General features: G+C 69.5%; 19 protein-coding genes. 2 read left to right on the top strand and 17 right to left on the bottom strand.

Going from position 1 to position 17,890, the window contains the following annotated elements; translation table 11 throughout:
* Positions 1–2: 2 nt before the first annotated feature.
* Genes carA through pyrR form a run of 4 tightly spaced genes read right to left on the bottom strand, consistent with a single transcriptional unit; the run spans position 3 to position 3,869 of the window.
* Complete coding sequence (carA, locus tag IEZ13_RS41720) at positions 3–1,109, bottom strand: glutamine-hydrolyzing carbamoyl-phosphate synthase small subunit (RefSeq protein ID WP_183215222.1); 1,107 nt, start codon at positions 1,107–1,109, stop codon at positions 3–5.
* Positions 1,106–2,371, bottom strand: a complete 1,266-nt coding sequence (locus tag IEZ13_RS41715; protein WP_183215225.1) for a dihydroorotase — start codon at positions 2,369–2,371, stop codon at positions 1,106–1,108. The genes carA and IEZ13_RS41715 overlap by 4 nt, the downstream gene beginning before the upstream one ends.
* The gene (locus IEZ13_RS41710; RefSeq protein ID WP_183215227.1) at positions 2,368–3,288 is read right to left on the bottom strand and encodes an aspartate carbamoyltransferase catalytic subunit; all 921 of its coding nucleotides are present in this window, start codon (positions 3,286–3,288) and stop codon (positions 2,368–2,370) included. Before IEZ13_RS41710 ends, IEZ13_RS41715 begins: the two co-directional genes overlap by 4 nt.
* Positions 3,285–3,869, bottom strand: a complete 585-nt coding sequence (pyrR, locus tag IEZ13_RS41705) for a bifunctional pyr operon transcriptional regulator/uracil phosphoribosyltransferase PyrR (RefSeq protein ID WP_372441825.1) — start codon at positions 3,867–3,869, stop codon at positions 3,285–3,287. Before pyrR ends, IEZ13_RS41710 begins: the two co-directional genes overlap by 4 nt.
* Positions 3,870–4,153: 284 nt before the next feature.
* Between pyrR and bldD the strand changes: the two genes are divergently transcribed.
* Positions 4,154–4,642, top strand: a complete 489-nt coding sequence (gene bldD / locus IEZ13_RS41700; protein ID WP_014446326.1) for a transcriptional regulator BldD — start codon at positions 4,154–4,156, stop codon at positions 4,640–4,642.
* 157 nt (positions 4,643–4,799) lie between these two features.
* Here bldD and nusB read toward each other — a convergent pair whose 3' ends face one another.
* The 4 genes from nusB to aroB form a co-directional block, all read right to left on the bottom strand.
* Complete coding sequence (gene nusB / locus IEZ13_RS41695; RefSeq protein ID WP_183215231.1) at positions 4,800–5,234, bottom strand: transcription antitermination factor NusB; 435 nt, start codon at positions 5,232–5,234, stop codon at positions 4,800–4,802.
* The gene (efp, locus tag IEZ13_RS41690) at positions 5,234–5,791 is read right to left on the bottom strand and encodes an elongation factor P (protein ID WP_183215233.1); all 558 of its coding nucleotides are present in this window, start codon (positions 5,789–5,791) and stop codon (positions 5,234–5,236) included. The genes nusB and efp overlap by 1 nt, the downstream gene beginning before the upstream one ends.
* 108 nt (positions 5,792–5,899) lie before the next feature.
* Positions 5,900–6,319 (bottom strand): type II 3-dehydroquinate dehydratase, encoded by a 420-nt coding sequence (gene aroQ, locus IEZ13_RS41685; RefSeq protein WP_183215234.1) that lies wholly within the window; start codon positions 6,317–6,319, stop codon positions 5,900–5,902.
* Positions 6,316–7,455, bottom strand: a complete 1,140-nt coding sequence (aroB, locus tag IEZ13_RS41680; protein ID WP_372441824.1) for a 3-dehydroquinate synthase — start codon at positions 7,453–7,455, stop codon at positions 6,316–6,318. Before aroB ends, aroQ begins: the two co-directional genes overlap by 4 nt.
* A 124-nt stretch (positions 7,456–7,579) precedes the next feature.
* Between aroB and IEZ13_RS41675 the strand changes: the two genes are divergently transcribed.
* On the top strand, positions 7,580–8,395 hold the full coding sequence (locus IEZ13_RS41675) for a polysaccharide deacetylase family protein (protein ID WP_183215236.1): 816 nt from the start codon (positions 7,580–7,582) through the stop codon (positions 8,393–8,395).
* Here IEZ13_RS41675 and IEZ13_RS41670 read toward each other — a convergent pair.
* The 9 genes from IEZ13_RS41670 to IEZ13_RS41630 all read right to left on the bottom strand — a co-directional run bounded on the left by IEZ13_RS41670 (position 8,385) and on the right by IEZ13_RS41630 (position 17,866).
* Entirely contained in the window at positions 8,385–8,888 is a 504-nt protein-coding gene (locus IEZ13_RS41670; RefSeq protein ID WP_183215239.1) for a shikimate kinase, read from the bottom strand. The genes IEZ13_RS41675 and IEZ13_RS41670 overlap by 11 nt on opposite strands.
* Positions 8,888–10,066 carry a chorismate synthase gene (aroC, locus tag IEZ13_RS41665; RefSeq protein ID WP_183215241.1) on the bottom strand — a complete coding sequence of 393 codons (1,179 nt, stop codon included), beginning with the start codon at positions 10,064–10,066 and terminating at the stop codon, positions 8,888–8,890. The genes IEZ13_RS41670 and aroC overlap by 1 nt, the downstream gene beginning before the upstream one ends.
* Positions 10,067–10,202: 136 nt before the next feature.
* The gene (locus tag IEZ13_RS41660; RefSeq protein ID WP_183215243.1) at positions 10,203–11,084 is read right to left on the bottom strand and encodes a shikimate dehydrogenase; all 882 of its coding nucleotides are present in this window, start codon (positions 11,082–11,084) and stop codon (positions 10,203–10,205) included.
* Between the two features lie 53 nt (positions 11,085–11,137).
* Positions 11,138–12,319 (bottom strand): endolytic transglycosylase MltG, encoded by a 1,182-nt coding sequence (gene mltG / locus IEZ13_RS41655; RefSeq protein WP_183215245.1) that lies wholly within the window; start codon positions 12,317–12,319, stop codon positions 11,138–11,140.
* 177 nt (positions 12,320–12,496) lie between these two features.
* Positions 12,497–13,678, bottom strand: a complete 1,182-nt coding sequence (mltG, locus tag IEZ13_RS41650; protein WP_183215247.1) for an endolytic transglycosylase MltG — start codon at positions 13,676–13,678, stop codon at positions 12,497–12,499.
* Positions 13,679–14,140, bottom strand: coding sequence for a Holliday junction resolvase RuvX (gene ruvX / locus IEZ13_RS41645; protein WP_183215249.1), 462 nt, complete (start codon positions 14,138–14,140; stop codon positions 13,679–13,681).
* A gap of 280 nt (positions 14,141–14,420) precedes the next feature.
* Positions 14,421–17,102 (bottom strand): alanine--tRNA ligase, encoded by a 2,682-nt coding sequence (alaS, locus tag IEZ13_RS41640; RefSeq protein WP_183215251.1) that lies wholly within the window; start codon positions 17,100–17,102, stop codon positions 14,421–14,423.
* Positions 17,099–17,389, bottom strand: coding sequence for a hypothetical protein (locus IEZ13_RS41635; RefSeq protein WP_183215253.1), 291 nt, complete (start codon positions 17,387–17,389; stop codon positions 17,099–17,101). Before IEZ13_RS41635 ends, alaS begins: the two co-directional genes overlap by 4 nt.
* A gap of 27 nt (positions 17,390–17,416) precedes the next feature.
* Positions 17,417–17,866: a DUF948 domain-containing protein gene (locus IEZ13_RS41630; RefSeq protein WP_183215255.1), complete on the bottom strand. Its 450-nt coding sequence runs from the start codon at positions 17,864–17,866 to the stop codon at positions 17,417–17,419.
* Between the last annotated feature and the right edge of the window lie 24 nt (positions 17,867–17,890).

The raw sequence follows: 17,890 nt of genomic DNA, 5'->3' as shown, positions 1-17,890 counted from the left end.
GCTCAGCCCTTCTTTTCCACGAGCTCGACGAACCGATCGAAGAGGTAGTCCGCGTCGTGCGGGCCGGCGGCGGCCTCGGGGTGGTACTGGACGGTGAAGGCGGGGACCTCCAGGCCCCGCAGGCCCTCGACCACGTTGTCGTTCAGGCAGACGTGCGAGACCTCGACGCCGCCGAACTCGGTGTCGATGCGCTGCCCGATCGGGGCGTCCACGGCGAACCCGTGGTTGTGGCTGGTCACCTCGACCTTGCCGGTGGTCTTGTCGAGCACCGGCTGGTTGATGCCTCGGTGCCCGTACCCCAGCTTGTAGGTGCCGAAGCCGAGCGCGCGGCCGAGGATCTGGCTGCCGAAGCAGATGCCGAACAGCGGAACCTCGCGGCGCATCACTTCGCGGGCCAGCGCGACCGGGCCGTCGGCGGTGGCCGGGTCACCCGGGCCGGGCGAGAAGAACACCGCGTCGGGGCCGACCGCCAGCAGGTCCTCGATCGAGGACGAGGCCGGGAAGATGTGGGTGGTGACGCCCCGCGCGGCCAGGCGGCGCGAGACGTTGCGCTTGATGCCCAGGTCGAGAGCGGCGACCGTGTAGCGGTGCTCGCCCTCGGCCTTGACGGTGTAGCGCTCGCCGGTGGTGACCTGCGCGGAGAGGTCGGCCCCGAGCATCTGCGGCTGATTGCGCACCTTCGCCAGCAGCGACCGCGGGTCCAGGTCGACGCTCGACACGCCGACCCGCATCGCTCCCAGTGAGCGCAGGTGGCGGGTGAGGGCGCGGGTGTCCACGCCGCTGATCCCGACCACGCCCTCGGCGGCGAGGCGCTCGCCCAGGTCGCCGGTGGAGCGCCAGTTGGACGGGCGGCGGGCCGGGTCGCGGACCACGTAGCCGGAGACCCAGATGCGGTCGGACTCGTCGTCCTCGTCGTTGACCCCGGTGTTCCCGATCTGCGGCGCGGTCTGCACCACGACCTGCTTGTGGAACGACGGGTCGGTCAGCGTCTCCTGGTACCCGGTCATGCCGGTGGTGAACACCGCCTCGCCGAACGTCTCCCCCACGGCGCCGTACGCGGTGCCGTGGAACGTCCTACCGTCCTCCAGGACGAGGATCGCCTTGCTCACTTGACTGCCTTCCCATCGAGAACCGTGGCCTCGCCCCGCAGGAAGGTCGCGACGATGCGACCGGGCAGGGTCATACCGGCGTACGGCGTGTTGCGGCTGCGGCTGGCCAGTTCGGCCGGGTCCACGATCCGCTGGGCCGCCGGGTCCACCAGCGTCAGGTTGGCCGGGGTGCCGGCCTGCGTCAGGTCACCGCCGTGCCCCTCCAGGCCCGCGATCCGGGCCGGCGCGATCGACATGCGGTCGGCGATCAGGTCCCACCGGGGGCCGAAGACGCTCAGCACGATCGGCAGCGCGGTCTCCAGCCCCAGCATGCCGGGCCGGGCGTGCGCCCACTCGCACTCCTTGTCCTGCACGGCGTGCGGCGCGTGGTCGGTGGCCACCACGTCGATCACGCCGTCCAGCAGCGCCTGGCGCAGGGCTTCGACGTCGGTCCGCGTACGCAACGGGGGGTTGACCTTGAAGACCGGGTCGTAACCCGCCGCGAGCTCGTCGGTGAGCAGCAGGTGGTGCGGGGTGACCTCGGCCGTCACCCGGATGCCCCGGGCCTTGGCCTGGCGCAGCACCTCGACCGAACCGGCCGTGGAGACGTGGCAGACGTGCAGGCGGCTGCCGACGTGCTCGGCGAGCAGCACGTCGCGGGCGATGATCGCCTCCTCGGCGACGGCCGGCCAGCCGGTGAGGCCGAGCCGGGTGCTGACCTCGCCCTCGTGCATCTGCGCGCCCTCGGTGAGCCGGGGCTCCTCGGCGTGCTGGGCGATCACGCCGTCGAACGCCTTCACGTACTCCAGGGCGCGGCGCATCAGCTTGGGGTCGGCGACGCAGAACCCGTCGTCGGAGAAGATCCGCACGTTGGCCGCGGAGGTGGCCATCGCGCCGAGCTCGGCCATCTGCTTGCCGGCCAGGCCGACCGTGACGGCGCCGATCGGCTGCACGTCGACCAGGCCGGCCTCCCGGCCCAGGCGCCACACCTGCTCGACCACACCGGCGGTGTCGGCGACCGGCGACGTGTTCGCCATCGCGCAGACCGCGGTGTAGCCGCCCAGGGCGGCGGCACGGGAGCCGGTCTCGACGGTCTCCGCGTCCTCCCGGCCGGGCTCGCGCAGGTGGGTATGCACGTCCACCAGGCCGGGCAGCGCGACCAGGCCGGTCGCGTCGATCACCTCGGCGCCCTCGACCGGAGCTGAGATCACACCGTCGGAGATGTACAGGTCGGTCGGCTCAGCACCGAGGATCGAGACGCCCTTGATCAGGTACGCCATCACTTGCCTCCCAGCAGCAGGTAGAGGACGGCCATCCGGACGCTGACGCCGTTGGCGACCTGTTCGACGATGGTGGAGCGGGGTGAGTCGGCCACCTCGGGCGCGATCTCCATGCCCCGGTTCATCGGACCGGGGTGCATGACGATCGCGTGTTCCGGCAGCTTCCTCATTCGGGTGACATCGAGGCCGTAACGGCGGCTGTACTCCCGGGCGGAGGGGAAGAACGAATCCTGCATCCGCTCGGTCTGCACCCGCAGCATCATCACGACGTCCGAGTCGGGAAGGACGCTGTCCAGGTCGTACGAGACCTTGGTGGTTTTGGAGAGGGCGGCCACGACGTCCAGGGGGATCAGGGTCGGGGGGCCGACCAGGGTGACCTCGGCGCCCAGGGTGCTGAGCAGCAGGACGTTGGAACGCGCCACCCGGCTGTGCAGCACGTCGCCCACGACGGCGACCTTGAGGCCGTCCAGCCGGCCCAGGCGGGACCGCATGGTGTACGCGTCCAGCAGCGCCTGGGTGGGGTGCTCGTGGGTGCCGTCGCCGGCGTTGACCACCGAGCCGTCCACCCAGTTCGACAGGCGGTGCGGGGCGCCGCTGGCCGAGTGCCGGATCACCACCGCGTCCGCGCCCATCGCCTGGAGGGTGAGCGCGGTGTCCTTGAGGCTCTCGCCCTTGGAGACGCTGGAGCCCTTGGCGGAGAAGTTGATGACGTCCGCGGAGAGCCGCTTGGCGGCCGCCTCGAAGGAGATCCGGGTGCGGGTGGAGTCCTCGTAGAACAGGTTGACCACGGTCCGCCCGCGCAGCGCGGGCAGCTTCTTGACCTCGCGGCCGGACAGGGCCGCCATCTCGGCCGCGGTGTCCAGGATCAGGGTCGCGGTGGCCGCGTCCAGGTCGCCGGCCGAGCGCAGGTGCTTGATCACTTGAGGCCTCCGATCAGCTTGACCTCGTCGGCGCCGTCGATCTCGGTCAGTGTCACCTTGACGCTCTCGCTGAGCGCGGTCGGGATGTTCTTGCCCACGTAGTCGGCGCGGATCGGCAGCTGGCGGTGACCGCGGTCGACCAGGACCGCGAGCTGCACCGAGCTGGGCCGGCCGAGGTCCTTGAGGGCGTCCAGGGCGGCCCGCACCGAACGGCCGGAGAAGAGCACGTCGTCGACCAGGATGACCCGCAGGCCGTCGATGCCACCGGCCGGCAGCTCGGTCTTGCCGAGCGCGCGGGTGGCGTTGAGGCGCAGATCGTCGCGGTAGAGCGTGATGTCGAGGGAGCCCACCGGGATCTCGACGCCCTCGAAGGCGTGAATCCGGGCGGCGAGCCGGTGCGCCAGCGGGACGCCCCGGGTCGGGATGCCGAGCAGGACGGTGCCGGTGGCGCCCGAGGTCTTCTCGAGGATCTGATGGGCGATGCGGTCGACGACCCGGTGCAGGTCGGACCCCGCCAAGATGATCTTGCTGGGCGCGTCTGCGCGTGGCTGCGCCACGGCGGACCTCCTTCCCCGCCTCACGGGACGGGTCGTTAAAGGATGTCGGTACAGGACCCGGAGGACCGGAACCTGATGGCTGACGCTACGTTACCAGTGGACGCCGCATGCATTATGGTGACGTGCCTGACTGGAGCAGATCGGACAAATCCCGTCGTCTAGGGATACAGCCGGTTACTTTGGTGCGGCCCGCGCGACTCATCGGTAACCAACACTTGACCGGCGGTCGCAAACTCCGTACCGTCACGCAGCGTAGCGATCCGTGAGGAAAGAACCCTCCGGGCCAGCACAGTACCGGGAGTGTCCTAATGCCGTCTGAGTACGCGAAGTCGCTGGGCGCTCGTCTGCGCTCCATCCGCCAGCAGCAGGGCCTGTCCCTGCAGGGTGTCGAAGAGAAGTCCAACGGCCGCTGGAAGGCCGTCGTTGTGGGCTCGTACGAGCGTGGCGACCGCGCGGTGACCGTGTCGCGCCTTGCCGAACTCGCCGACTTCTACCGTGTTCCCGTCTCCGAGCTGCTGCCCGACGGCAGTGGCATCCGCCTGGAGGCGACCAACAAGATCGTCCTGGACCTCGAGAAGCTGTACGACACCACCGGCGAGGACCTCGCCTACGTGGCGCGGTACGCCCGGGCGATCCAGCAGCAGCGCGGCGACTACAACGGCCGCGTGCTCTCCATCCGCGCCGACGACCTGCGCGCGCTCGCCATCGTCTACGACATCTCGCCGTCCGGCCTCATCGAGCGCCTGACCGAGCAGGGTGTCCTGGTGGCCGACCCGCGTGCCTTCTTCGCCAGCTGACACTGAACAAAATCAGCAACACCCAGTAGCGCCCCCCGTAAGGCCCGCGTCCCCCCGGCGCGGGCTTTTGCGTCTTTTGAACTCGGCGGGTGCGTCGCGCGTACCCCCGGACATGAAGAAACGGCCCGGATCACATGATCCGGGCCGTTCCAGAGAATCAGCGGGTGGCGAAAGCCGCGATCCGGTCCAGCAGCCCGTTGAGGAAACGGGGGCTGTCGTCGGTGGACATCTCCTTGGCCAGCTCGACCGCCTCGGTGATCGCCACCGGGTCGTCGACGTCGGCCTCGTAGAGCAGCTCGTAGACCGCGATCCGGGCGAGGTTGCGGTCGACCGTCGGCATCCGGTCGATCGTCCACCCCTCGGCGTAACTGGCGATCAGCTCGTCGATCCGGTCGAGATGCTTCGCCACACCGTCGATGAGCGTTTTCGAGTACTCCAGGTGCTCGGGGTGCGGCTTGGCGATCCGGTCCAGGTAGGTGAGCAGCACCTGGCTCGGCGGCAGGTCACGCAGGTCGGCCTCGAAAAGGACGTCCAGCGCTCGCTTGCGGGCCTTGCGACGCGCGAGCCGTTCCTTCTTGGGACCTTCGGCCATCAGCTGCGGCCGAGGTAGCGGCCGTCGCGGGTGTCGACCTTGATCTTCTCACCGGTGGTGATGAAGAGCGGGACGTTGACGGTCGCGCCGGTCTCGACGGTCGCCGGCTTGGTGCCGCCGGTCGAGCGGTCGCCCTGGAGGCCCGGCTCGGTGTAGGTGACCTCGAGGAACACGCTGGTCGGCAGCTCGATGTAGAGCGGCACGCCCTCGTGCAGCGCCACCGTGGCCTCGGCCTCGGGGAGCAGGTAGTTCGCGTTCTCGCCGACCGTGCCGCCGGACACGTGGATCTGGTCGTAGGTGTCCAGGTCCATGAAGACGAAGTCCTCACCGTCCTGGTACAGGTACTGCATGGTGCGCTTGTCCACGGTCGCGGTCTCGACCTTGGTGCCGGCGTTGAAGGTCTTGTCCACCACCTTGCCGGAGAGCACGTGCTTCAGCGTGGTCCGCACGAAGGCCGGACCCTTGCCCGGCTTGACGTGCTGGAATTCGACGACGGCCCACAGCTCGCCGTCGAGGTTGAGCACCAGGCCGTTCTTCAGGTCGTTGGTGGAAGCCATGTCCTGCCTTTTTAATCCGGAGCTGAAATCTTGACACGTAAATGATCTTGATACGTATCGGTGACCGAACCACTCTACCGGCGTGAACCGGCCCGGAGCGAATCGGGCCTACCGTGCGATGTGCTCCAGAGCAAGCCGATATCCGTCGAACCCGAGTCCGGCGATCACACCGGTCGCCACGGCCGAGATCACCGAATGGTGCCGGAACTCCTCACGCTTGTGGATGTTGGAGATGTGCACCTCGACCAGCTTGCCGCGCAGCATCGCGCAGGCGTCCCGGACCGCGTAGTTGTAGTGCGTCCAGGCGCCCGGGTTGAGCACCACGTCGGCGCCCTCGTCAGCGGCCTGGTAGAGCCACTCCAGCATCTCGTGCTCGGCGTTGGTCTGCCGCACCTCGACCTCCAGGCCCAGGTCCTCGGCGACGGTCTGGCACATCTCGACCAGGTCCTTGTAGGTGGCCGAGCCGTAGACCCCCGGCTCCCGCAGGCCCAGCCGGCCCAGGTTCGGCCCGTTCAGCACGTAGATCATCGGGCCACCGCCGCGTAGGCGCGCTCCAGCAGGCCCTCGTCCGGCCCGGCCAGGATGCCCGGCTTCGCCAGGCCGTCCAGAACCACGAAACGCAAGGTCGCGGCCCGCGCCTTCTTGTCGACGCGCATCGCGGGCAACAGCTCGGGCCAGGCCCCTCCGGGGTACGCCGTGGGCAGCCCCAGACTCTCCAGGACCGCCCGGTGCCGGTCCGCCGTGGCGTCGTCCAGCCGCCCGGTGAGCCGCCCCAGCTCGGCCGCGAAGACCAGGCCCACCGCGATCGCGTGCCCGTGCTTCCAGGTGTACCCCTCGCGGCGCTCGATGGCGTGCCCCAGCGTGTGGCCGTAGTTGAGGATCTCCCGCAGCCCGGACTCCTTGAGATCCACGCCGACCACGTGCGCCTTCACCCTGATCTTGCGCTCGACCAGCTCCCGGAGCACGTCGCCGCGCGGGTCCAGGGCGGCGGCCGGGTCCGCCTCGATCAGCTCGAGGATCCGCGGGTCGGCGATGAAACCACCCTTGACCACCTCGGCCAGGCCCGCCGCAATGTCCTCGGCGGGCAGCGTGTCCAGCGCGTCCAGGTCGCAGAGCACACCGGCGGGCGGGTGGAAGGCGCCGACCAGGTTCTTGCCGGCCGCGATGTTCACCGCCGTCTTACCGCCGACGGCGGCATCGACCATGCCGGCCACCGACGTCGACACCGGCACCCAGCGGACCCCGCGCAACCAGGCCGCGGCGACATAGCCGGCCAGGTCGGTGGTCGCTCCCCCACCGACACCCACCACCACATCCGTACGGGTGAAGCCCGCGGCCCCGAGCTCGTCCCAGCACCGGGCGGCGACCTCGACGGACTTGCCGCGCTCGGCGTCCGGCACCTCGATCGGGACGACCGTCTCGACACCGGCCGCCTTGGCCACGGCCTCGGCCCGCTCACGCAGCGTCGGCGGGTGCAGCACCGCCACCCGGGCCGCGCCCTCGATCATCGCGGGCAGCTCGTCCGCCAGCCCTCGGCCCACGACCACGTCATATGGACGGTCACCCGCCACCGGAATCCGTGTCACCACGGCCGCCACCCTATCCCCGCCGGGGAACCGGGCCGCGACCCCGCCGCACCGATTCCACTCCTCGGATGGGGTCATGTGCCTATGACCCCTTGCCGATAGCCCCTCAAGGGTGTCACCGGCGTCACCCTCCGCCTCGGCGCACCGGCCCCATTTGCGGCCATCCGCTACCGTCACGGCCGCAACGGGGGAGATCATCAATATGAGACTGAGTCGACGTGCCGCCATGCGCGCCGCGCTGCTGACCGCCGGTGGGGCGGCCTTCGGCGCGGTGGGCAAGGACACGCTGTCACAGGCGTTCGGCTGGGACCGGCCACCGGTCAGCGGTGGCTACGCGGCCGCAGCCGACGCGCCCGAGGCCCTGCGCACCGCCAACCTGACCATCCGGTACTTCGTGGAGACCACCGAGCCGGTGGTGGCGTTCACCTTCGACGACGGCCCCGGCCCGCAGTGGACGCCGATGGTGCTGGACGCGCTGGACCAGGCGAACATCCCGGCCACGTTCTTCATGGTGGGCCAGAACCTGGAGGAGCACGCCGGTCTGGTCCGCGACCGGATGGGCCGTCACGAGATCGGCAATCACTCCTGGTCGCACGACGACCTGGCGACCCTGGACCGCGCGGGCGTGGAGACCGAGCTGTCCCGCACCCACGACATGATCAAGAAGGTCTTCCACCGGGAGACGACGCTGCTGCGCCCGCCCTACGGGCATCTCGGCGGATCCACGGTGCTGGCCGCCGACCACTTCGGCTACGAGATCGTGCTGTGGTCGCACCTGATGCGGGAGAAGTACTTCCAGGACGACCCGGACGGCCAGATCCGCGACATCGTCGACAACGTCCGCCCCGGCTCCATCATCCTGGCCCACGACGTCGGCAAACCGCACCGCCTGGTCTCGCTGCGCGGCCTGAGCGCCATGTTCAGCGGCCTGAAGGCCCGCGGCTTCCGGTTCGCCACGGTCTCCGAGCTGGCCGCCCTCCAGACCCGCCCGAGCCCGCCGCCGCCCGCTACCGCCTGAGGAGGGTGAGGACCTCGGCGGTGGTCTCGGCCTCCTCGCGGCCGTCGGTGGCGACCGTGTGGGTGGCCACCTCGAGGTAGAGCGGGCGGCGCTGCTCCAGCAGGTGCCGCAGGGTGGCCCGGGGGTTGATCGCGAGCAGCGGGCGGCCGGCGCCCAGGCCGACACGCTTGATCGCGTCGGCCAGCTCGACCGAGAGGTAGACGACGGTGTGCCCGGCCAGCAGCTTCCGGGTGCCCTCGTCCAGGATCGCGCCGCCGCCCAGGGCCAGGACGCCGTCGAAGGTCGCCAGCACGTCGGCGACGGTCCGCCGTTCCAGATCGCGGAAGGCGGGCTCCCCGTCCTCGACGAAGATGTCCGGAATCGGCTTGCCGGCCCGGTCCTCGATGATCGCGTCGGTGTCGGCGAAAGCGACGCCCAGCTCGGCGGCGACCGCCGCGCCGATGGTGCTCTTGCCGGCGCCCATGACGCCGACGAAGACCGCGACCGGGGCCATCAGTGGATGATCAGATTGTCGAGGTACGACCGGAGGTTACGCCGGATCTCGGCGACCGAGTCGCCGCCGAACTTCTCGGTCGCGGCCTCGGCCAGGACCAGCGCGACCATCGCCTCGGCCACGACCGCGCCGGCCGGGACCGCGCAGACGTCGGAGCGCTGGTTGATGGCGGTGGCCGGCTCGCCGGTGGTGATGTCGATGGTCTGCAACGCCCGGTTGAGCGACGAGATCGGCTTGAGCGCGGCGCGGACCCGCAGCGGCTCGCCGTTGGTGATGCCGCCCTCCAGGCCGCCGGCCCGGTCGGTGATCCGCTTCACCCCGTCCGGAGTCGGGACGATCTCGTCGTGCGCCACCGAGCCGCGCGAGCGGGCCTGGGTGAAGCCGTCGCCGATCTCCACGCCCTTCACCGACTGGATCGACATGAGGGCGGTGGCGAGCCGGGCGTCGAGCTTGCGGTCCCACTGCACGTGCGAGCCGAGGCCCGGCGGCACGTTGTAGGCCAGCACCTCGACGATGCCGCCGAGGGTGTCCGCGTCCTGCTTGGCGGCGTCGACCTCGGCCACCATGCGGGCGCTGGCCTCCGGGTCGAGGCAGCGCAGCGGGTCCTCGTCGATCCGGTCGAAGTCGTCGGGAGTGGGGATGACGCCGGGCTTGGCGGCCACCGGGCCGAGCTCGATGACGTGCGACACGATGTCGATGCCGAGCGCCTGCTTGATCAGCTTCTTGGCGACCACCCCGACGGCGACGCGGGCCGCGGTCTCCCGGGCGCTGGCGCGCTCCAGGATCGGGCGGGCGTCGGTGTGCCCGTACTTCTGCATGCCGGCCAGGTCGGCGTGACCGGGACGCGGGCGGGTCAGCGGCGCGTTGCGGGCCTGCGCGGACAGCTCGGCCGGGTCCACCGGGTCGGCCGCCATGACGGTCTCCCACTTGGGCCACTCGCTGTTGCCCACCCGGATCGCGACCGGCGAGCCCTGGGTCACCCCGTGCCGGATGCCACCGATGAGTTCCAGCTCGTCCTGCTCGAACTTCATCCGGGCGCCACGGCCGTATCCGAGGCGGCGGCGCACCAGATCACGCATGATGTCCGCGCTCGTCACCTCGATCCCGGCGGGGACACCCTCGAGCAGCGCGACGAGCGCCGGTCCGTGCGATTCACCTGCAGTAAGCCAGCGCAACACGGCAACAGTCTGGCACGGCGCCGGTGACGGGCGGCGACTGGCCGCCCGCGTCCCGCCTTACGGACACCTTCCGGGGGCGGCGGCGCTCACCGCGTACCCCGGCTCGATGCTCTTGATCTCTGGTTTTGAACGCCGCTCAGGCGCGGTTCTGGACGGCCTCGCCGAGAGCCTTGCGCATGGCCTCCTCGGGAGCCTCGGGCAGACCGGTGAACTGCTCGAACTGGCTGAGCGCCTGGGCCAGCAGCAGGTCCAGGCCGGAGAAGACCGGCACCTCGTGCGCGGTCGCGGCGGCGGCCAGCGGCGTCGGCCACGGGTCGTAGAGGGCGTCGAAGAAGACGCTGCCGGGGCGCCAGCTCACCTGCTCGGCGAGCGGATCGGCGGCGCCCTTCGGGACGGTGGCGATGATCGCGTCGGCGTCGAACGTGCCGGCCGCGTCGTCCCAGGACACGCCGTCGAGGGTGATGCCCAGCGCGACGGCGACCGGGCCGAGCTCCTCGCGGGCCTCCGGACGGCGGGTGACCAGAGTCACCGTCTCGGCGCCGAGCTGGGCGGCCGCGCCGAGAGCGGCCCGCGCGGTGCCGCCGCCACCGAGCACGGTGATCCGGGGCGGGTCCACCTTGGCGGCGTGCCGGCCGGTGCTCACGCCGAGCCCGGCCTCCCGCAGCACCTGGACCATCCCGATGACGTCGGTGTTGTCCGCGTGCCACGTGCCGTCCGGCTGGCGGACCAGGGTGTTGGCGCAGCCGACCGCGATCGCCAGCGGCGAGGCCGAGGACGCCAGCCGCAGCGCGGTCTCCTTGAGCGGCATGGTCAGGGACAGGCCGGCCCACTCCGGGCCGAGGCCGGCCACCAGGTCGGGCAGTTCGGACTCGGCGCACTCGATCGCCGTATAGGTCCAGTCGAGCAGGCCGGTCGCGGCGAAACCGGCGGTGTGGATGAAGGGCGAGAGCGAATGCGCGATCGGCTTGCCGCACACCGCGGCTTTCCGCGCGGCCGGGGTCTCCTCGGGCTTCTGCACGGGCTCACTCTACGGGTGGACACCCGCCGCACGCCCTCACCCACACGCGGGGCTCAGCAGTCGGACAGCTTGATCCCGTTGTCGCAGGCCTTCTTCTTGTTCTTCTCGTGCTCGGCGTCGGTGGCGGCGAACGCGGAGTGCCCGGCCTTGTCGATCGCGACGAAGAACAGCCAGGGCGCCACCGGCGGCTTCTGGGCGCCGGTCAACGCGGCCTTGCCGGGGCTGTTGATCGGCCCGATCGGCAGCCCCACGACGGTCTCCGAGTTGTACGGGTTCTTCGGGTCGTTCATCTCGGCCTCGGTGAGCTGGCCCGAGTGCTTCGCCTTCTTGCCGTTGAGCTCCAGCCAGTAGTTCGTGGTGACGTCGAACTGCAACGGCATCTTCTTCTTGTACGCCCGGTTGTAGGCGACCCGGGCCACCTTGGGCAGATCGTCGGCGTTACCGGCCTCGGCCTGCGCCAGCGACGCCACGATGAGCGCCTCGTACGGCGAGACGGCCAGATTCTTCTGCACCCCGTCGGCGAACCCGATCTCGCCGGTGACGGTGAGGAAGTGCTCGACCATCGTCTTGAGGATCTGCGAGGCGGTGGCCTTGGGGTCGAACTCGTACGTGTCCGGGAAGAGGAAGCCCTCGGCCGTCTTGGACACCGGCTTGCCGTCGGTGCGCTTGAACCACCAGTCCGGCACGCCGAGCGCCTCCGGGTCCTTCGCCGCGGCCTCGAAGTCCTTGACCGGGATGCCGGTGGCCTTGGCGAGCAGCTCGAACGTCTGCTTGGCGGTCTTGCCCTCGGGGATGGTCACGCCCTTGCTGAGCCGGGTGTTCGGGTCGAGCAGCTGGGCGACCGCCTGCTCGGCGGCCATCTGCCGGCGCAGCACGTAGGTGCCGGCCTGGATGTTCTCGCTGCGCGGCTCGGCGTCGGCGGCCTCCAGGAAGGCCTTGGTGCTCTTCACCACGTCGGCTTTGACGAGCACGTTGCCGATCTCGGTGAGCGACGAGTTCTTGATGATCGTGATCTCGACCGGGTTGCCGCCGGCGCCCTCGTAGTCGGCGGCCACGAAGAAACCGGCGACCTTGGTGTAGCCGAGGTAGATGCCCCCGCCGAGCACGGTGAACAGCAGAAGCGTCAGGACCAGGGCGACCGCGGAGCGGCCACGTCCTTTCCGGGCCCGGTGGTCACCCCGGGAACCGCCTCCGTCGGCGTCCTCTTCGAACGCCACGTCCAGTTCGTCGATCATGTCGTCTGCCTCCGCTGCCCGTCCGGCCGACTCCGCGAGCACTGGGCGCACCATACCTATTTCGATGGTCCGCCGCCCACCCCGGCGACTGTCCGTCGACCGGGCGGTGACGCGGCGTCCTTCCTAACGCGCGTGGCCGGGCGAGGAAACTCCACCCGGCCACGTCACCCTAGCGGGTCAACAGATCGGGATGCCGTTCTTGCACGCGACCTTGATGTTGGCGTTGTGCTCGTCGAACGTCTTGCCGTACGCCATCGTGCCCTTCTTGTCGATGGTCACGAAGAAGAAATACTGGCTCTTCGGAGCGTCGATGGCACCCTTCAGGGCGATCTCCCCGGGGTTGCTGATCGGGCCGATCGACATGCCCGGCGCGTTGTACCGGTACGGGTTGTTCTCGCCGTGCATCTCGTCGATCGTCAGCTTTTCGGATGATTTGCCCTGCTTGCCGTTCAGTCGCAGCCAGTAGTTGACCGTACTGTCCAACTGGAGGCATCCGCACGGAAAGTCGCCGGAGTACGCCCGGTTGTAGAGAACCCGCGACACCGGCCCCATGTCCGCCGGGAGCAGCGCCTCCACCTGGGTGATCGACGCCGCGACCAGAGCCTCGTACGGTGAGATCTTGAGCTTCGACTGGGCCGTGGCCGCGAAGTCCAGCTTCTCCATCTCGGCGTTGAAGTTCTTGATGACGAGCTTGAGGATGTCGGTCGCGGTGGTCTTCTTCGGGATCTCGTAGGTCGCCGGGTACAGGAAGCCCTCGATGTTGGACTTGTCGACCTTCTTGCCGTCGGTCCGCTTCAGCCAGGTGGACGTGACGCCGAGCTTCGAGATGTCCTTGGCGGCCTTCTCGAACTCCTCGACCTTGATGCCGGTGTACTCGGAGAACGCCGCGAAGACCTGCATCTTGGTCCAGCCCTCGGGGATGACCACCCCGTTGACGGCGAGATTCTTCCGGTCCAGCAGCATCAAAACCGCGTCGCTGGCCTTCATCTGCTTGCGCAGCTTGTAGGATCCAACCTGAATGCCGGTACTGTCGGGATTGTCCTTGGCCGCCTCGACGAAGGCCGCGGCGCTCTTGACAACCCCTGCCGCGAACAGGGTCTCGGCGATGTCGGAGGCGTACTCGCCCTTCTTGACCTCGACGATCACCTCACCGCTGCCGGGGCCGTCGTAGTCGGCCGCGGACAGGAAGCCGGACACCTTGTCGTAGCCGTACCAGGCTCCGCCACCGAGGACGCCGAACAGCACCAGGACCAGGACGAACGTGACGACCGAGCGGCCACCCTTCTCCTTCTTGCGATGTCTCCATCGCCCGGGATCGGGATTGTCCTCGTACCTCAGGTCTTCTATCTCGCCGATCAATTAAGTCTGCCTCCGCTGCGCGTTGAGCCAGCCCTGCAGGATCTCCACGGCGGCCGCCTGATCCACGACCGCACGCTGGCGTTTGCCCTTGACACCCCGCTCGGAGAGCCGGCGGCTGGCGACGACCGTGGACATGCGCTCGTCGGTCAGCACGACCGGGACCGGCGCCAGCACCGCGCCGAGCCGCTCCGCGTACGCCCGGACGTGGCCGGCCGCCACACCCTCACGCCCGTTGAGCGCCACCGGAAGCCCGACGACGACCTCGATCGCCTCGTGCTCGGCGGTCAGCCGCGCCAGCTCCGTCATGTCCTTCGGCGTGCCGTCGTCACCGGTCTCCCGGTCCCGCGGCACGGTCACCACAGGGGTGGCCAGGATCCCGTCGGGGTCGCACCTGGCCACCCCGACACGCACCTGACCCACGTCCACACCCAGGCGGACGCCCCGAGCGAAGCGCTGAGTCACGCTCCCACCCTGCACAGCAGCAACACGCGTCTCCCGTCCCCGATCAAGATTCCGATGCGAAGAGTAACGGCTACGGCTTTCGCTCGCTTCGATGCCATCGCCCCGATCGCGACCCGAAGCTTAACCGCACCGCTGGCCGATGCGCCGCCACCCTTTGCAAGGCCTAAAGATCCGCTAAGAAATGGAGTACCCAACATCAGCAAACGACTACCCAGCGCAATCACCACGCATCGCGAAAACGCCCCGGACAGGGTCCGGGGCGTTCCGTCGAGAAGCGCTGTCAGGCCTTGTCGGCGACCGCCTGCTCGATCGCGGTCAGCAGGCGCGGGGCCTCCGCGGCCGGCACGCCGCCACCCTGCGCCAGGTCGGCGTTGCCGCCACCCCGGCCGGACAGCGCCGCCTTCACCAGGTCCTGCGCGGACAGCCCACGGGTCTTCGCGGCGCCGTTGATCGCGACGATCAGGGACGCCTTGCCGTTCGCCCGGGCGGTCACCGCGACCACCGCGGGACGCGCCGCGTCGATCTTGCCGCGGATCTCCTGCGCCAGCGTCCGCACGTCGTTGACCGCCGCACCCTCCGGCGCCTCGGTCCCGACGTACGCCACACCGCGCACGTCCTTCGCCCCGGACGCGAGCGCCGCCGCCCCGCCCAGCACCATCTGCGCCCGGAGCTTCTCCAGCTCCTTCTCCGCGTCGCGCAGCGCCGTGACGGTCTGCTCGACCCGGTCGGCGACCTGATCGCCGGGCACCCGGAACAGGTCGGCCAGACGGGACACCAGCAGGTGCTCCTTGGCCAGGAAGCCGAACGCGTCCAGACCCACCAGGGCCTCCACGCGGCGCACCCCGGAGCCGATCGACGACTCGTTGAGGATCTTCACGAGACCGAGCTGGCCGGACCGGGAGACGTGGGTGCCGCCGCACAGCTCACGGGCGTAGTCGCCGACCTCGACGACCCGGACCTCGTCGCCGTACTTCTCGCCGAACAGCGCCATCGCGCCGAGCCGGCGCGCCTCCTCCTGCGAGGTGATGAACGCGTTGACCTCGAGGTCGCGCAGCAGCACCTCGTTGATCTGCTGCTCGACGTCGAAGAGCACCGACGGGTTGACCGCGCCCGGGGTGTGGAAGTCGAACCGCAGCCGGCCCGGCGCGTTCAGCGAACCCGCCTGGGTCGCCGACTCGCCGAGGAAGTTGCGCATCGTCTGGTGCACCAGGTGGGTCGCGGTGTGCGACCGGGAGATCGCCTTCCGGCGGGTCACGTCGATCTCGGACAGCGCCGTCTCACCCGCGCGCACCTCGCCCCGGACCACCCGCGCCTTGTGCACGATCAGGCCCGGCAGCGGCTGCTGCACGTCGACGATCTCCAGCCGGCCGCCACCGACGTTGATCACGCCGGTGTCCGCCTGCTGGCCGCCGCCCTCCGCGTAGAACGGGGTGGTGTCCAGCACCAGCTCGACGAAGTCGCCCTCGCCGGCCACCTCGATCCGGCCTTTGTCCCCGATCAGCGCCCGGACCCGGGACTCACGGGAGATCTCCTGGTAGCCGGTGAACTCGACCGGGCCGCCCGCGTCCAGCGCCGACCGGTACGCCGACAGGTCCGCGTGGCCGGTCTTTCGGGCCGCCGCGTCCGCCTTCGCCCGGTTCCGCTGGTCGGCCATCAGCCGGCGGAAGCCCTCGTGGTCGACGTCGAGGCCCTGCTCCTGCGCGATCTCCAGGGTCAGGTCGATCGGGAAACCGTACGTGTCGTGCAGCTGGAACGCCTTGTCACCCGACAGCTGCGTCTGCTTGGAGGCGCGAGTCTCGGTGATCGCCAGGTCCAGGATCGTGGTGCCCGCCTTCAGCGTGGAGAGGAACTGATCCTCCTCCGCGTAGGCGTAGGTGGAGATCCGCTCGAAGTCGGTCGCCAGCTCCGGGTACGACGGGGACATGCAGTCGCGCGCGATCGGCAGCAGGATCGGCAGCGCCTTCTCCTGCCAGCCGAGCAGGCGGATCGACCGGATCGCCCGGCGCATGATGCGGCGCAGCACGTAACCGCGGCCCTCGTTCGTCGGGGTGACGCCGTCGCCGATCAGCATCAGCGCGGTACGGACGTGGTCCGCGATCACCCGCAGACGGACATCGTCCGGGTGGCTCTCGGACGCCGCGTGGCCGGAGCGCTTGCCGTATTCCTTACCGGTCAGCTCGGCGGCCTTGGCGAGGATCGGGCGGACCTCGTCGATCTCGTACAGGTTGTCGACGCCCTGGAGGATCGACGCGATGCGCTCCAGGCCCATGCCGGTGTCGATGTTCTGCTTCGGCAGGTCACCGACGATCGTGAAGTCCTCCTTCGACTTCACATCGGTGATCTCGTGCTGCATGAAGACCAGGTTCCAGAACTCCAGGTACCGGTCCTCGTCGACCTCCGGGCCGCCCTCCTTGCCGTACGCCGGACCACGGTCGTAGTACAGCTCCGAGCACGGGCCCGCCGGGCCGGGGATGCCCATCGACCAGAAGTTGTCCTTCTTGCCGCGGCGCACGATCCGCTCCGCCGGCAGGCCGGTCTGCTTCCAGATCTCGATGGCCTCGTCGTCGTCCAGGTAGACGGTCGCCCAGATCTTCTCCGGGTCGAGGCCGAAACCGCCCTGCTCGACCGGCTTGGTGGACAGCTCCCACGCCAGCGGGATCGCCCCCGCCTTGAAGTAGTCACCGAACGAGAAGTTGCCGTTCATCTGGAAGAACGTGCCGTGCCGGCTGGTCTTGCCGACCTCGTCGATGTCCGGCGTCCGGATGCACTTCTGTACGCTCGCGGCCCGCTGGTAGGGCGGGGTCCGCTGCCCCAGGAAGAACGGGACGAACTGCACCATGCCGGCGTTGATGAACAGCAGGTTCGGGTCGTCGATAGCCGGCAGCGGGGCACTCGGGACCACCGTGTGCCCGTTCGCCTCGAAATGCGCCAGAAAGCGCCGCTTTACTTCCGCCGTTCTCATCGATTTCCCTCCTGCGAGCCGGGCCACGCGTCGTCACGCAACTCGGCGAACTTGTCCTCATACAGCTCACCCGCGGCGAAGGCCTCGTGGATCTGGTTCTCCCGCTCGGCCATCCCCTCGCGGACGTCTTCCACGAAGCTACGCAGCGACTCGACGAGGCCGCCAGCGGATTCCGAGAGCGACGTCGCGATCCCCGTCGGGGTGAACTCGTTGGCCTTCTGGTTCAGCTTGCGGACGACGAGGGCGCCGACGGCCAAGCCGACGCCGAGCCACAGCAGGCGCTTCATGACGGCGAAAAACCTCTCGATCGAAGGTCAGCGGGCGGCCTTACGGCGCTGCTTGAGGGTGGCGCGGACCTCGCGCTCCTCCTCGGCGTGCCGTCGGGCGGCGGTGGCCTTGCGCAGGCCGTACCCGAAAGAAGCGACCTTGACCAGCGGGTTGGCCGCGGCGGCCGACACGACGGTGACCAGGTTCGCGACATTGGCCGTGATGTTCTGAGCGTGCCCGGTCATCGTGTCGACCTTGGCGAGCTGGACGTTGACGCCGTCCAAAGAGACCTGAACCTGGCCGAGCGCGGTGTTCACGTTCTCCACCGTGACGTTCACGTTGGAGAGCAGCGGTCCGGTCCGGTCGACGAGGTCGTTGATCGCGTTCGTCGTGGCGTCCACGGTGCGGCCCAACTTCAGGATCGGCACGGACAGCACGAGAACGAGCATGAGGAAGGCGCCCGCCGCGATCAGGCCTGCGATTTCTCCGGCATCCATCTGGCGCGTCTCCTATTCGGGTGG

Source organism: Actinoplanes campanulatus, from assembly GCF_014647795.1.
Taxonomy (GTDB): domain Bacteria; phylum Actinomycetota; class Actinomycetes; order Mycobacteriales; family Micromonosporaceae; genus Actinoplanes; species Actinoplanes campanulatus.
The sequence above is the reverse complement of the archived record's forward strand: the minus strand, read 5'-3'. Positions and strand labels throughout refer to the sequence as shown.